The sequence below is a fragment of the Balneola sp. genome (assembly GCA_002694685.1).
Lineage (GTDB): Bacteria > Bacteroidota > Rhodothermia > Balneolales > Balneolaceae > Gracilimonas.
Genome location: NZMW01000004.1, coordinates 676,713 through 691,516, shown reverse-complemented (window position 1 = coordinate 691,516; position 14,804 = coordinate 676,713). Strand labels below are relative to the sequence as shown.

Here is a 14,804-nt window from a genome sequence, read left to right as displayed (position 1 = left end):
AATCTTTATCTCCTTTTTGGTAGAGACGCTATATCTACCTAAGTACTTACTTCTTTTCAATTACTTTTACTGAACCAAAAGTAAGCATTGAGAACCAATGATCTATGACCGGATTATTGTGATTATTCAGATTAAGCTAACAGTGAATTTAACTTTTCATCTTCATCGGGACTTTCTTCCCGGTTTCTTCTTAGCACAGCCTGTGCAGAAGCCAAGTGTGCCACCGGAACCCGGAAAGGTGAACAAGACACGTAATCCAGTCCGGTATCATATGCAAAACTGATACTGGACGGATCGCCACCATGCTCTCCACAGATACCCACTTTCAGGGTTGGGTTGACCATTCGACCAAGCCTTGTTCCTGCTTGCACAAATTGCCCTACTCCTTCTTCATCGAGTACCTGGAATGGATCCTGCTTTAGCACACCTTTCTCGATATAGGCTGGCAAGAACTTAACGGCATCATCCCGGCTAAACCCGTAAGTAAGCTGTGTTAAATCGTTGGTTCCAAATGAGAAGAAATCGGCTTTTTCAGCAATTTGATCCGCCAATATAGCGGCTCGTGGAATCTCAATCATTGTTCCCACCTTGTATTCCAGCTTTTCACCGGATTCCTTGATGAGAGCCCTGGCTGTGCGATCTACAACCTCCCGTTGGTGTACAAATTCTTCCACACTTCCCACTAGTGGAATCATTATTTCGGGGAGAACGGTTTTACCTTCCTTCAGCAATTCTAAAGCAGCTTCGATGATAGCCCGAGTCTGCATTTCAGTGATTTCAGGATAGGTAATTCCGAGTCTGCACCCACGGTGGCCAAGCATCGGATTGAATTCTTTCAACTGGTTTACTTTTTGCTGAAGAACTTCAAAAGTAACGCCAAGTTCACTGGCTACTTTTTCTATTTCTTCCTTTTCCTGTGGAAGGAATTCATGAAGTGGTGGATCCAGCAGCCGAATTGTAACCGGCAAGCCTTCCATTGCTTCAAATATCTCAATGAAATCCTGCTTTTGGAATGGAAGCAGGTTGCTCAATGCAGCCACCCGTTCTTCTACTGTATTTGCGATAATCATTTTCCGCATGAAATTGACCCTACCAGGCTTAAAGAACATATGTTCTGTTCGAGCCAAGCCTATTCCTTTAGCGCCATATGAACGAGCCAATCTTGCATCCTCCGGAGTTTCTGCATTGGTGCGCACTTTCATAACCTCGATCGCATGAACCCAGTCCATAAACACACGGTACTCTTTGCTGAACTCTGGTTTAGAGAGTTCTTTTTTGCCAAGAATAACTTTTCCAGTATTTCCATTCAGGGAAATCCAGTCTCCTTCTTTTACCGTCACTCCACCGTTTGTAAACGACTTTGTCTTATAGTTGATTACGATATCACTGCATCCTGCCACACAAGGTTTACCCCACCCGCGGGCAACTACAGCGGCATGACTGGTCATGCCACCCCTGGAGGTCAAGATTCCTTCCGCAGAAGACATTCCTCCTACATCTTCAGGACTTGTTTCAATTCTAACTAAAATAACGGGCTCGGATTCACTACCGGCTTCTTCCGCTTTTTTGGAATCGAACACAACTTTACCGACTGCGGCTCCCGGAGAAGCAGGTAAACCGGTTCCAAGTATTTTACTTCCGTTCAGTGCATCTTCTCTGAATTGTGGATGGAGTAATTGCTCAATATGCTCCGGATCAACCAAATCACGAATGGCTTCATTTTTGGTGAGAATACCCTCATTAACTAAATCTACAGCGATTTTTACAGCAGCAGCTCCCGTTCGTTTACCATTTCTGGTTTGAAGGATAAACAGATTGCCATCCTGAATGGTGAATTCAATATCCTGCATATTTTTGTAGTGAGCTTCCAGCTTTCTGGTGTAGTTGAGGAGCTCTTTAAATATGACCGAATTTCGTTTTTCTAACTCAGAAATTGGACTTGGTGTACGAATTCCTGCCACCACATCTTCACCCTGTGCATCCAGTAAAAATTCGCCATAAAGTTTAGCCTCACCGGTGGAAGGGTTTCGGGTGAAACAGACACCAGTTCCACTTTTTTCACCCATATTTCCAAATACCATCGCCTGAACATTTACAGCCGTGCCAATCAACCCAAAGATGTTACTAATCTGACGGTATTTTATGGCGCGTGCACTGTTCCAGGATTTAAATACGGCATTGATTGCGAACTTGAGTTGTTCCATTGGATCATCGGGGAACATGTGTCCGGTTACTTTCCGGTAAATTGCTTTGTACCGGTCGGTTAGTTCCCGCAAGTGAGAAGCATTCAAATCTATATCTTGCTCTACGCCAGCTTCTTTCTTCATTGTTTCAATAGCCTCTTCAAACTGGTCGTGACTTACTCCCATCACTACATCCCCAAACATATCGATAAATCGGCGGTAGCTATCATAAGCAAATCGTTCATTCCCCGTTTTTTTGATGATTGCTTCCACCACATCATCATTAATACCCAGATTCAAAATGGTATCCATCATGCCCGGCATAGAGACAGCCGCACCGGAACGGACTGAAATCAAAAGTGGGTTACTGGCGTCACCAAGCTTCAGCCCCATTTCTGTTTCGATGTGTTTAACCCCTTCCAAAACCTGCTCAAAAAGATATTCAGGCCAGTTCATTTGATTATCAATCGTTCGTTTACAAGCTTCCGTAGAGATTGTAAACCCTGGAGGAACCGGTATCCCAATTGTACTCATTTCTGCCAGATTAGCCCCTTTTCCACCCAGCAGATGTTTCATTTCTCTATTACCGTCAGTGTTAAATTTCCCGAATCGGTATACAAATTTATCAAGATTAGCCATAACAGTACCTCTCTGTACTTTTATTGAACAAGTTTCCGAGACTCGGCTAACCAAACCACTAAAGTCAACCGGCTTAGGTTGTATATGACTTCATTATTAAAAAGAAATGTGAATTATTGATGTACTAAGTCTAGAAAAGCGCTATTAATTTTTGATAAGCAATGAAACACCTGGAAATTCACCCTTTTTGTTGTGGTGTAGCGTCCTGTATTCTTGATCTTACTTTATTGTAGGTTGACCAAGCTCCGTAAATCACCATCACTACAACCACTCCGTACACCCACCAAGGCACATTCTCACCGGCTATTATCAGGTATAGATAGGCAGATATAAAAAAGAATGTGGCACTGATTGCCGGAAGCACGATAGGCTTACCCTTTCTATAACTCTTAACCAGCCAGCCAATACTTAGGGTGAAAAATGGAATAGCTCCTACATAAATACTTCCAAAAATAATGGGATTTACTCCATAATTTTCTCCAAGACTAAAAAACCATTCCTTCGTTAACTCAAGAAACTCTGCCATCGTATATTTAGTTTAAAATGTGTAACAGGTTTGTAATAAGATATGGCAATTCGCCTTTTTTTGATGATATTATCATCGTAATTCTTACTAGGTAATACGATATATCTAATTGAGCAGATTTAGAAACTTCATATCATTTATTTTTCTCGCACTCGCTGTGGTGGGTATGTTGGGTGCTATGGCTCATTATCACAGTGAAGGATTGGAATGTCTACACCATGCGAATGAGCAGCACTACGCGGAAAACGATCCAGTCTGTCCAGTTTGTACTATTGTATCAGATACTACCTACGAAGAATCTGTTAACTACACTCATATTTTAGAATTTCAGGAAACCCTTGTTGCTGTACAAGAACTCCTGATCGCTGAAGAATTTCATACTCCTCTCCTCGGACGTGCCCCGCCAGCATTGATTTAGATAAAACCCATTCCTTAAGCCTGTTTTCTAATACAGGCCTTAAAAACTTATTTATCAATTTATTTAAATCAATCTATCATGAAAAAAGTAGACCTTTTATCAGCAGCTAAGACTGTATTAACACTTATTATTTTTGCTGGAATTTTCACCGCTTGCTCAAATTCTACCTCTGCCGATGAAGATGAGCATGGAGACGCCGAAGGATTTCGCCTGATAATGAACGGGCAAACTGTCGTGGAGCAATTGCCTGACGAGGATTTGACAGGTGAATTTGAACTAGTAACGGGACAAGAAACTGACCTCATTACTATTGTATTTATTGATCACGATGGTGAAGAGTTCACTCCCGATGAAGATGAACTCAGCCTTGGCTATGAATTTGAAGATTCTGGCATAGCTGAATTCGAGCAACATGACGAAGACGGAAAGTGGAGTTTTCACATCCATGCTGAAGCAGAAGGGATTACAGATTTAAGACTTATGCTCATGCATAGTGGCCATTCTGATTTCACTTCCCAAAATATTCACGTACACGTTGAAGCGGCTGAATAGTGCATATATTAATCTCATTACTGTTACTCACAGGGGGTTTCCTTTCAGGAAGCTCTCCTGCTGAGGACAGTTTTTTATTATCCGGAACAATTACTGATTCCGAAACCAACGATCCAATCTCATTTGCCTACGTTCACGTTGAAGAACTGAATCGGACTTCTGTTGCAGATGCTGCAGGTAAATATGAAATCAAAAATATGCCGGAAGGCAACTTCACGCTTTCAGTGCACCGTATCGGATATCGGACTCAAACACAAGAAGTTAGCATTGAAGAATCCGATAAAATTGTAAATATAAAACTACGCCCTACTGTTCTTGGATCTCAATCTGTAGATGTTGTAGGCAAAGAAGAGGTTTTAGAAGGTTCAACTCTGGAGCATGCCTCAAAAAAAGTTTTTGGCTCAGACCTTAGAAGAAACCTTGGTAATACACTCTCACAGACACTATCTAATTTAGCTGGATTTGACGAACGTAAAATGGGCTCCGCACCGGGAAGACCCGTTATAAGAGGTTTGGGAGATGAACGGGTTTTGATTTTACAGGATGGTATTCGTTCAGGTGACGTTTCCGCTCAGTCATCCGACCATGCCGTAACTATTGATCCCATATCAGCTCAGGAAGTAGAAATAGCAAGAGGGCCACAAGCTCTTGCATACGGAGCAAATGCCATTGGTGGGGTAATCAATGTGGTTCGTAATCAAATTGAAACTACGGTTCCCTCAAAATTTACAGGGAGCTTTACACTCAACGGTGAGTCTGTAAGCAGCGGTGTCTCAGGAGCTTTAGATGCCACCATTCCATATAAAGATTTTGCGCTCAGCTTAAACTTAAATGGCCGCCTGGCTGGAGATGTCGGTACGCCTTTAGGTGAAATCGACAATACTTATTATAGATCAACAAATGATGCTTTAGGCTTGAGTTGGGTGAAAAGTTGGGGTTACCTGGGAGCTGCTTTTAGCACCTACATCAATAATTATGGAATTCCACCGGATCCAAACGGACATCCAAATGGAGTGGATATTGAAATGAAAAAGTTCCAGTACGATGTTAAGTCAGAAATTTTAGTTCGCAATGATTTTATTGATGTATTGGAAGCCGATTTTTCCATTAAGAATTACACCCATAAAGAAATTGAATCGAACGGTTCTTTAGGCACTCAATTTGGTTTGGTAACCACTAATGCTGAAGTAAAAGCATCTCATAATTCACTTGGGTTTTTAGATAAAGGTAGTTTTGGAGTATGGGGAGAATTGGAAGATTACGCAGTAATTGGTGCAAGCACTCCCGATGCAAACAGCTACAAAATTGGAACCTACCTTATAGAAGAGAAAGATATTGATCGGCTCCACCTTGAAGCAGGTCTGCGATTCGACTGGGTATTAAATAAACCGGTCGAAAATGATCCTACATCCTCTATTGGTAATATACGGGAAAGGTCATTCCCAGCCCTTTCAAGTTCCTTTGCTGCCATTTACTCGTTAGGAAAAGGGTTTTCGGCAGGTACCAGTTTATTACACTCTTTCCGTGCACCTTCTCTCGAAGAGTTGTATTCGGAAGGTCCACATTTGGCTTCTTATTCCTTTGAAGTCGGGAATCCTGATCTTGATCCTGAACGTGGTTTGGCTAAAGAGCTTTTCCTCAGGTATCAGTCCGAGAAAGCCACAGCAGAAACGGCCCTTTTTCACAACGGATTTGACAACTACTTATATGCGAGAGATACAGGCCAACGAAATAACAGCAGACCTGATTTAAATAATTACCAGTTCGTAGGAACTGAGGCTATACTTTATGGGGCTGAATTTTCCGGTGAACTTCAGTTTTTAACCAACTTTGTTATTGATTTATCCATGAGCTACACGATAGCCGAGCGAAAAGTATCTGAGCAAGAACAAGCTAATACAGGCATTAATAGCGACACGCGCCCCCTCCCTCAAATCCCACCGTTCAAGACCAAAACATCACTGAAATATTCTAAGGGCGGTTTTGAGATTGGCAGTAGAGTTCGGTTTTCAGGGAAACAAGACCGCACCGGTGAATTCGAAACCCCGACTGAAAGCTACACTTTGGTGGATGCTTTTTCACAATATCGGTTAGAAGGAAAAAGCCTGCTTCATACCTTTTCACTGAATGTTAATAACCTGCTCAATCAGGAATATTACGACCACCTCTCTCGCATTAAAGATTTACGACCTCAACCGGGCATAAACGTGAGCTTACTCTACCGGGTTTACTTCTAAAAAATCATTCAGCATAAAAAAACCCTGAGAGGTTCAATCTCAGGGTTTTAGCTTTAGGTTTCAGCTTTAAGGAGTAAAAATTTTGACTAACTGTTAGGGTATAAACATTAATCTCACCTCTAAGCTATATTCAAGAGTTAGGCCAAACAGATTTGTTACACTTTTTTTTAAATAATTTTATTCTTTTTTAAAAAAGCCTCAAAACAGTACTAAAAACAGCTTTTTCATGTTGAATAAATTTTATTCTTTTCGATTTTGATAAGACAAAATGAGTCGATATTCTCCCGCTGACCACTCACCAAAATAACTTTTGTGACTTACGTTAGCTTTTTAGAATCTCCAATTGGAGTACTTCGAATTCTCTCTAATGGAGATGGAATTACCGAAATTAAATTCATGGATTTTGACGGGCCTGAAGATCCTGATGTTCATACCGAATCTGCCAAAACTCAGCTTCGGGAATATTTTGAAGAAAACCGATCAGCTTTTCAACTTGAGCTCCAGCCTCAGGGGACTGAATTTGAACAACAGGTTTGGAACCAATTGCTGGAAATCCCCCAAGGCAGCACTACCTCCTATGGAAAAATAGCCAAGAAGCTTGGTGATGAAAAAGCATCACAAGCAGTAGGGAAAGCCAATGGGAAAAATCCTATCGCTATTGTTATCCCATGCCATCGCGTAATTGGAGCAGATGATAAACTGACTGGCTATGCCGGTGGACTTGAACGCAAAGAATGGCTTCTTAAACACGAAGGCTCTTTACTAATCTAACTTATTTTTACGGTGATGATTGTTTCTTTGTAGTACATTCATCCCATCTTCTCAACCTTATCTATTCAGCTATGAAAATTATTAACGCTCTTTTATTAATCCTCACCTTTGCAACCTTCACGGTACAGGCTCAAATGTCTGACGCACCAGATCGTACGGATGGCGAAGGACCCTACGAACGTTTAATTATTCGTGGTGTGAATTTGATTGATGGTACCGGATCCCCGGCAACCGGTCCGGTCGATATTGTGGTTGAGGGAAACAAAATTGCATCCATTCAAACCGTTGGATATCCAAATTTACCCATCAATGAAAACCGCCGTCCCAAAGCGGATGAGAATACTCAGGTAATTGATGCTGAAGGCATGTATCTCCTCCCCGGCTTTTTTGATATGCATGCACATACCGGTGGCGGTGCTCAGGGTACAACCCCTGAATATGTATATAAACTATGGCTTGCCCATGGAATAACTTCTATTCGGGAACCCGGTTCTTTTAATGGGATGGATTGGACACTTCGCCACAAGAAGATGAGTGCAAATAATGAAATTACTGCTCCTCGTATTTCAGCTTGGATTGGTTTTGGAATGGATCACGACGGACCAATTACAACTCCTGAGCAAGCACGAAAATGGGTTCAGATGATTCACAAAAAAGGAGCTGATGGAATTAAATTTTTCGGAGCCCAGCCCGCTATTTACGCCGCAGCAATTGATGAAGCCAACAAACTCGGCATTGGCACTATGACTCATCACGCCCAAACCCGGGTAGTTTATAATGATGCATTGAAATCAGCCCAGCTTGGCCTTACCTCTTTGACCCACTGGTATGGGTTACCGGAGTCTATGTTCGAAGATCGTATCATACAGGATTATCCTTTAGACTATAATTATAACGATGAACAACATCGTTTTGAAGAAGCTGGAAACTTATGGAAACAAGCTGCTGATCCCGGTTCAGAGAAATGGGAAGCAGTGATGGATGAGATGCTTGAACTTGACTTCACGCTGAACCCCACCTTCACTATTTATGAAGCCAACAGAGACTTAAGTGCTCAGCGCCGAGCTGAATGGCATGAGAAATATACCATCCCTTCTCTTTGGGAATTTTACGCTCCCAGCCGGATTTCACATGGTTCGTACTGGATTGAATGGGGAACGGAGCAGGAAATTGCGTGGAAAGAAAATTTCGACCTTTGGATGCAGTTCATCAACGAGTATAAGAATAAAGGCGGGCGTGTAACGCTCGGTTCTGATGCCGGCTATATCTATAAACTGTACGGGTTCGGATATATTCAGGAAATGGAATTGTTCCGTGAAGCCGGATTTCATCCTTTAGAAATATTTCAGTCTGCCTCTTTAAAGGGAGCCGAAGTTTTAGGAGTGGATGATCAGTTGGGTACCATCGAGATTGGAAAACTTGCAGACATGGTTATAGTAGATGCCAATCCAATGAAAAACCTAAAAGTACTCTACGGCACCGGAGCTATTTACGTGAATGAAGATAATCAGCCGGTTCGAAGAGGCGGTGTACGCTATACTATCAAAGATGGAATTGTATATGATGCAAAAGAATTACTGAAAGACGTTGCTGAAATGGTAGAAGCCGCTAAAGCTGAAGAAGACTTTAAAATCACCCAGCCCGGGCTAGACTACTAAGATTACCATCAAACCAAAATTTAACCTTTATGAAAAGCATTCGCGTCCTTCTTTTTTTACTGATTGCTGGAGCATCAACTTCTATACATGCACAGCAAAGCAAAAAAGCTGTTGGCGGCTACCTTTCGGGACTTACTGCCAAATTCACCCTTAATGAGAAATCAGCTATTCGTACAGATTTAGGTTTTACTCTTATTGATGTCACTCAAATTAATTTCTCAGCCAATTATGTGATTTACAAAAGTGAAAATTCACTAGGTGTAGAGTCCGGTAGCTTAACTCCCTACTACGCCCCAGGCATTCGTCTCAACTATACTGACCTTGGCGCTAATGTTGATGGAGATGTTTCCTACGGCATCGAGTTTCCAATTGGTGTTGAATACGGCTTTGAAGAAGCTCCTTTTGAGGTCTTTATTGATATGGGTCCTTATCTGGATATCAATCCTTCCCAGATTTTTGGGTTTACCGGATCTATAGGTTTCCGATACCAATTATAGAAATAAAAAAAGGGCGCCCGGTTTAGGCGCCCTTTTCTGCTAAAATCACTGCTCCTCTACATTCCCGGAAGAAGCATCACCGCATTCTGAACCATCCGGCTTGGCCCAACCCAGAACATTCTGTACTGAGTGTTATCAAGCAGAAACACCACTTTACCACTGCCCATATTCTCGACAGCTGCAAAAGCCATTCCCGCTGCTTTCTCTTTGTTTTCATCTGAGGCATAACCGGAGGCCAGTACATCGTCAGCATCTTTCACATAGTACCCAACGGTTTGAAAATCGGTATTTGGAACTAGCCCATCATCCCCAAACTTAAGTGAGTAGATTTGCTCCTTCATTCCAAAAGCCAATGGGTTGGTAGTATCCAGCATACCTTTAAATGCTGAACCCGGGATTCGCTCTAGTCCAAAGACATCTTCCCGATCAGCATACTTGGTATAGGCTTGTGGATCTACTTGGGTGCTGTCTTCTTCCTCATCTTCTTCAAACAGCTCTACGCCTGTAAATCCGGATCGGCTTTCTGTTAGCCAGCCTGCGCTTCCTTCCGTACCAATAAGTACACCGCCATTTCGTACCCACGTTTTCAGGGACTCAATTTCTGATTCATTCCATACGCCACTTAACCCTCCCCATGAGCCCGGCATCAAAATCACATCATAATCCTCCAGATCGCTGCTTGAGAAACTACCCGACCTGATTCGACTGATTCCAAGCTCCGTCCACTGATCAAATAAAAACCAAAGCTGACCGGCCGTATAGGAACTGAATGGAGAATCGATCATCAAGGCCACATTTGGCTTGTCAACGGGTTGTGAGTCGCTGGAAGCTAAATCCATGCCTGTATTCATTCGGCCACTATCAAAGCCTTCTACAACAACATTTGCCTCATTAGCAAGCATTTGCATGTCGGCTGCTATCTGATCACGCTTATCAAAGTTTCGACCTATTAAAACAATCAGGGATCCTTCCGAATATGTTTTCTCTCCATTGTTGAAGTGGCGCCTGGCACTTCTCACTTTATATCCCATATCCCAGAGTTTAGCCAGCGCTTTTGGAGCGTGACGCTGTTCCCAGTCGATCACATAGGCATACTGAGCGCCAGAATTCTCAAGTCCTGATTTATACTCTACTTCTTCCGTCACCATTTCCGTAGAAGCATTTACGCCTCTGGTCGTCCATGATGCATTCAGGTTATAAGCTAATGGAACTGACCAAGTTGACATATCATACATCACTGAATCCTCAATCTCCATCTGCTTACGGAACAGCGTATTAATGAATAGATGTTTGGGCTGATCTGTTTTAATGATGAAATCACCGGCTTCAAAACTTTGGTTAGTTGAGTTACCATCCCAATAATTATAGGAATCTCTTTGGGTGAAATTTTGAGTAGCACGTTCCACTTTCACCCCATGCTTCATTAACATATTTACTACCTGATAGGTATAATCATTCTCATCATTTGGTAGAATGTATGCTTTGGTATTTCCTTTTTGGGAAGACTGAGATACCGAATTCTTGAAGTAGCTAAGCAGCCCTTCTTTATTTTCGGCAGCTGTTTTAACGATTGAAACTCCATTCGTGTAGTGATCAAAAACACGTTGTCGGAGTGTTAGTACATATTCATCATCAGTTTCAACGGCACGCCCTCCTCGGCTGTGACCACCCTGCTCAGCCAACATTCCAATTCCTCCCATCACGCTTGGGTAAGAAGAACCATACCCAGGATAAAAGAAATCAAATGCCTCACGGGTTGCATAGTTTACATTCGCTTCGTCAAACTCTTCAATCAAACCACGACCAAAAGCGTCCGCCCATTTATCATAATCAGCAGGCAATTCAAGATTTCTTGGAGTAGTGCCCGGCATTGCAAAATAGTTGTTATTAAAACCCTGCTCGTGAAAATCCATATGCACTTGCGGCATCCATTCTTGATAGGCCGCTATTCTTCCTTGTGACTCTGGGTGAACCAGCCATACCCAATCACGATTTAAATCAAACCAGTAATGATTGGTTCGTCCGCCCGGCCAAATTTCATCATGCTCCAGATCATTGGCATCAGTATTTAAAATGTTGGCGCGAGATGATTTGTACCAATACACATAGCGATCTCTGCCATCCGGATTCATCATGGGGTCAATCACCACTACAGCATTATCCAGCCAGTTTACAGTTTCTTGATCGGCTCCTGCTACCAGGCGATATGCTGTTTGCATAGCCGCCTCACTGCTTGAAGGCTCATTCCCATGAACATTATAACTCATCCAAACCACCACCGGTTTGTCATCAATTGTTGTGGACTCAGGGTTATTAGCCAGCGACAGGTTTGCTTGGCGAATAGCATCAATGTTTCCCTGATTTTCCTCCGAGCTGATTACCGCATAGTATAAATCACGGCCTTCGTAGGTTGTGGCATATTTATGAAGAGTCAGCTTGTCGGATTCCTCATCCAGCTTCTTGAAGTAATCCATCACTTTATGATGGAAGGTATATTCCTTACCAAGTTCGTAACCCAAATATTCGGCCGGTGAAGTGATGCCGGAATCATAATTTAGGTCAGCGTGAAATTGAAAACGTTCGAAGGCAAATTCATCCTGTGCAAAGGCGGATGTCGCCATCAATAAAAAAGCGAATAGGGTAACTAATTTTTTCATTGGGGGTAGTTTAAGTGAATATGTTTAGCAGTTAATGCGCACCAAAATAGTGTAAATTATTTAACAATAAAGGTTTTTGCATTTAGAGGATTTATATCAATTTTTAGATATGAAAAAAACACTAAAGGTTTTTTTAATTATTGTTATTTCCATTCTCGTTTTGGTTGGCAGTGCTGCTGTAATTGCCCCAATTTTTTTGAATGAACCTCTCAAGAAAGCACTTACTGAAGAGTTTAGAAAACAAACGAATCAGGATTACATCCTTGACTACTCAACCTTTGATATTGGAATTCTTGGGCGGTCGATTTCTGTAGATTCAGTTGTTGTAAAGCCTGATAGCGCCTCGCCTCATATCCGTAAAATTTCGGCACAAACCATTTCTATTAACGGTATTCAATGGTTTAGTCTGCTGAACAGATCGTTTCCTGTATTCAAATCTATTGTAATCAATAAGCCGAATGTGGAAGTTTTTACGCGGGATTACTCATCAAATGCTTTTAGCCGTTCAAGTAATGGTGAGGCTGAGGAAATAGCAGACAAAATTTCAACATTTAACCTGATTATTAATAGTGGATCGGGAAAGCTGGTGCGGCAAAATGGGGAAGAATTGGTCACGGTTGCCGACCTTTCACTCCGAGCTCAAGATGTTGATGTCAATCAATTGCTGGATGGTTCAGAACTTATTTTCATGGATAACCTCACCATTAATGGTTCTGGCATAAAATGGTCACTGGAAAAGAAATTATATCAGTTCACGGTAGGTGATTTTCATTTTGAGAAGAAAGCGGAATATCTTTCGCTGGACAATGTAGCCCTCACCCCAGTAGTCCAAAAATATCGGTTTTCAGAAATATTAGACCGCCAGATTGATCGTATTGATCTAAATATTCCTGCACTTGAGCTTATTGGGTTTACTCTTGATTCCCTTGCTTCAAATCAGCTCGAAATTGATTCCATGCAGATTACAGGTGCCCAAATGGAAGTGTTTAGAGATAAGCAAAAAGAGCGGCTACCCGGTTATAATACTAAGCCTTTACTGCACGAGCTAGCTACATCCACCGATTTTTCTTTTGGACTGAATACGATAAATATTTCTGACACTGATATTACCTATCAGGAACATAAGCCGCCTTCAGAAGAACCGGGAAGTATTTCTTTTAATGATATCAACGCAACAGTCACTAACCTTAGGACGGAAAGTCATCCGGAATTTTATAACGATTCGTTAAGGCTCAACATCAACGCCAGGTTTATGAATACTTCCCCCCTTACCCTTGATGTTGGTTACGCAACATTTGACAACCTCAACTCCCACACTGTTCACGTACAGCTGGATAGTTTTGATCCTAAAGACGCGGCTAACATGCTCAATAACGTTGCTTTTGTTGAAATAGAAGATGGATTTGTTGAAAGCTTAAGTGCAAATATGGAACTCAACTCCAGCGCTTCATCGGGAGAAGTTACTCTCCTATATAAAGACCTAAAGGTTTCTTTTCTGAATAAAGATAACCCTCAAAAGAAAGGCCTGAAGCAATGGGCTGGTGATTTTATAGCAAATACCTTTGTACTTAAATCTGATAATCTTGGCGATAAGCCGCGCGTTGGTATCTTTACATTTCCAAGAGATAAAGAAAAATCAATTTTTGCTTACTGGTGGAAATCGCTGCTGGAAGGCATCAAACAAGTCATTAAATAATAGCCATGCATTCTGTATTAACACCTCCCTCCTTTTCCGATATTCAGAAAGCTCATTCCAGAATTCAGAAATACATTAACCGTACTCCTGTTTTGACAAGCACTCAGGTAAATGAAAAAGTGGGCGGTGATATATTCTTTAAGTGTGAGAATTTTCAGAAAGTGGGAGCCTTTAAATTCCGTGGTGGCTCTAATGCTATTTTTTCTTTGTCGGATGAAGAAGCATCAAAAGGAGTTGCTACCCATTCCTCTGGTAACCATGCCCAGGCAGTTGCATTGGCTGCAAAATTAAGAGGTATTCCGGCTTATGTAGTCATGCCTGAAAATGCTCCTAAAGTTAAAGTAAAAGCTGTAAAAGGCTATGGAGCCGAAGTCACCTTTTGTGAATCAACACTTGAATCCCGGGAGACAACTTTAGAAAAAGTGGTTGAGAAAACCGGAGCTACTTTTATTCATCCCTATAATGATGCCCGAATTATTGCAGGACAAGGAACTGCTGCCATTGAACTGCTGGAAGATTATCCCGATTTAGATATCATCATGGCGCCGGTGGGTGGTGGGGGATTATTAAGTGGAACGGCTTTGGCGGCAAAATCCGTAAAACCGGAAATAAAAGTAATTGGAGCTGAGCCTGCTAACGCTGATGATGCTTACCGGTCATTTAAGAAAGGCGAGCTCATACCAGTCAAGAACCCGGACACCATTGCAGATGGACTCCGTACTTCACTTGGAGAACTTCCCTTCACCCTCATCCAGAAATACGTGGATGATATTGTCACCGTTTCTGAGGGTTCTATCATTGAAGCCATGCGTTACATTTGGGAACGTATGAATATGATTATCGAGTCTTCATGCGCAGTTCCCGTTGCGGCTGTATTTGATGGAAAGATAGATGTAAAAGGCAAAAAAGTCGGTATCATTATAACCGGTGGGAATGTAGATTTTGATAATCTGCCTTTTTGATTTGAATT

General features: G+C 41.9%; 11 protein-coding genes. 8 read left to right on the top strand and 3 right to left on the bottom strand.

The annotated features are described in order from the left end of the window. Nucleotides 1-131: 131 nt before the first annotated feature. Nucleotides 132-2,822 carry a pyruvate, phosphate dikinase gene (locus CL667_08450; GenBank protein ID MAL17729.1) on the bottom strand — a complete coding sequence of 897 codons (2,691 nt, stop codon included), beginning with the start codon at nucleotides 2,820-2,822 and terminating at the stop codon, nucleotides 132-134. A 178-nt stretch (nucleotides 2,823-3,000) separates the two neighbouring features. Beyond that, the gene (locus CL667_08445) at nucleotides 3,001-3,348 is read right to left on the bottom strand and encodes a hypothetical protein (protein ID MAL17728.1); all 348 of its coding nucleotides are present in this window, start codon (nucleotides 3,346-3,348) and stop codon (nucleotides 3,001-3,003) included. A 166-nt stretch (nucleotides 3,349-3,514) separates the two neighbouring features. On the opposite strand from CL667_08445, the gene CL667_08440 reads away from it, so the two are divergent. The 6 genes from CL667_08440 to CL667_08415 all read left to right on the top strand — a co-directional run bounded on the left by CL667_08440 (nucleotide 3,515) and on the right by CL667_08415 (nucleotide 9,481). After that, a complete protein-coding gene (locus tag CL667_08440) occupies nucleotides 3,515-3,766 on the top strand; it encodes a hypothetical protein (GenBank protein MAL17727.1) in 252 nt (83 codons plus the stop codon). Nucleotides 3,767-3,844: 78 nt separating this feature from the next. Next, nucleotides 3,845-4,318, top strand: coding sequence for a hypothetical protein (locus CL667_08435; protein MAL17726.1), 474 nt, complete (start codon nucleotides 3,845-3,847; stop codon nucleotides 4,316-4,318). Continuing rightward, nucleotides 4,318-6,555, top strand: a complete 2,238-nt coding sequence (locus tag CL667_08430; GenBank protein MAL17725.1) for a TonB-dependent receptor — start codon at nucleotides 4,318-4,320, stop codon at nucleotides 6,553-6,555. Before CL667_08435 ends, CL667_08430 begins: the two co-directional genes overlap by 1 nt. Nucleotides 6,556-6,867: 312 nt before the next feature. Beyond that, entirely contained in the window at nucleotides 6,868-7,326 is a 459-nt protein-coding gene (locus tag CL667_08425; protein MAL17724.1) for a methyltransferase, read from the top strand. A 71-nt stretch (nucleotides 7,327-7,397) separates the two neighbouring features. Further along, a complete protein-coding gene (locus tag CL667_08420) occupies nucleotides 7,398-8,984 on the top strand; it encodes an amidohydrolase (protein MAL17723.1) in 1,587 nt (528 codons plus the stop codon). A 29-nt stretch (nucleotides 8,985-9,013) separates the two neighbouring features. After that, nucleotides 9,014-9,481 carry a hypothetical protein gene (locus CL667_08415; GenBank protein ID MAL17722.1) on the top strand — a complete coding sequence of 156 codons (468 nt, stop codon included), beginning with the start codon at nucleotides 9,014-9,016 and terminating at the stop codon, nucleotides 9,479-9,481. Nucleotides 9,482-9,537: 56 nt separating this feature from the next. Here the strand turns inward: CL667_08415 and CL667_08410 are convergent, their stop codons facing one another. After that, on the bottom strand, nucleotides 9,538-12,138 hold the full coding sequence (locus tag CL667_08410) for a hypothetical protein (protein ID MAL17721.1): 2,601 nt from the start codon (nucleotides 12,136-12,138) through the stop codon (nucleotides 9,538-9,540). A gap of 76 nt (nucleotides 12,139-12,214) precedes the next feature. Between CL667_08410 and CL667_08405 the strand changes: the two genes are divergently transcribed. Then, nucleotides 12,215-13,834, top strand: coding sequence for a hypothetical protein (locus CL667_08405; protein MAL17720.1), 1,620 nt, complete (start codon nucleotides 12,215-12,217; stop codon nucleotides 13,832-13,834). 5 nt (nucleotides 13,835-13,839) lie between these two features. Continuing rightward, nucleotides 13,840-14,796, top strand: coding sequence for a serine dehydratase (locus tag CL667_08400; protein MAL17719.1), 957 nt, complete (start codon nucleotides 13,840-13,842; stop codon nucleotides 14,794-14,796). Nucleotides 14,797-14,804 lie beyond the last annotated feature (8 nt).